At 52.9% G+C, this 1,385-nt stretch carries 1 rRNA gene; it reads left to right on the top strand.

Features of this window, described 5'->3' with window-relative positions:
* Positions 1-26 precede the first annotated feature (26 nt).
* Positions 27-1,385 (top strand): 23S ribosomal RNA (locus tag C3418_RS23515); the annotation flags it as partial.

The following is a 1,385-nucleotide window of genomic DNA, read 5'->3' on the forward strand; positions in this document are numbered from 1 at the left end:
TTCACCGACACTTCTTGGGGTTGTATGGTTAAGTGACTAAGCGTACATGGTGGATGCCTTGGCAGTCAGAGGCGATGAAGGACGTACTAACCTGCGATAAGCCGTGAGCAGTCGGTAAGAGACATTACGACTCACGGATTTCCGAATGGGGAAACCCACTTAGCATAAGCTAGGTATCGCTGCGTGAATACATAGCGTAGCGAGGCGAACCGGGAGAACTGAAACATCTAAGTACCCCGAGGAAAAGAAATCAACCGAGATTCCCTCAGTAGCGGCGAGCGAACGGGGATTAGCCCTTAAGCATCTTGGAAGTTAGTGGAACGGTCCTGGAAAGGCCGGCGATACAGGGTGATAGCCCCGTACACGAAAACAACCTTGATGTGAAATCGAGTAGGGCGGGACACGTGACATCCTGTCTGAATATGGGGGGACCATCCTCCAAGGCTAAATACTCCTGACTGACCGATAGTGAACCAGTACCGTGAGGGAAAGGCGAAAAGAACCCCTGTGAGGGGAGTGAAATAGAACCTGAAACCGTGTACGTACAAGCAGTGGGAGCCCTTCGGGGTGACTGCGTACCTTTTGTATAATGGGTCAGCGACTTACATTTTGTAGCGAGGTTAACCGTATAGGGGAGCCGTAGGGAAACCGAGTCTTAACTGGGCGTCTAGTTGCAAGGTGTAGACCCGAAACCGGGTGATCTAGCCATGGGCAGGTTGAAGGTTGAGTAACATCAACTGGAGGACCGAACCCACTAACGTTGCAAAGTTAGGGGATGACCTGTGGCTGGGGGTGAAAGGCCAATCAAACTCGGAGATAGCTGGTTCTCCCCGAAAGCTATTTAGGTAGCGCCTCGGACGAATACTACTGGGGGTAGAGCACTGTTTGGGCTAGGGGGTCATCCCGACTTACCAACCCCATGCAAACTCCGAATACCAGTAAGTACTATCCGGGAGACACACGGCGGGTGCTAACGTCCGTCGTGAAGAGGGAAACAACCCAGACCGCCGGCTAAGGTCCCAAAGTTCTGGTTAAGTGGGAAACGATGTGGGAAGGCTCAGACAGCTAGGATGTTGGCTTAGAAGCAGCCATCATTTAAAGAAAGCGTAATAGCTCACTAGTCGAGTCGGCCTGCGCGGAAGATGTAACGGGGCTCAAACCAGGCACCGAAGCCGCGGATTCACGCTAAGCGTGAGTGGTAGGGGAGCGTTCTGTAAGTCTGCGAAGGTGTGTCGAGAGGCATGCTGGAGATATCAGAAGTGCGAATGCTGACGTAAGTAACGATAAAGGGGGTGAAAAGCCTCCTCGCCGGAAGACCAAGGGTTCCTGTCCAACGTTAATCGGGGCAGGGTGAGTCGACCCCTAAGGTGAGGCCGAAAGGCGTA

It is taken from the genome of Aeromonas sp. ASNIH8 (assembly GCF_002919855.1).
GTDB classification, from domain to species: domain Bacteria; phylum Pseudomonadota; class Gammaproteobacteria; order Enterobacterales; family Aeromonadaceae; genus Aeromonas; species Aeromonas caviae.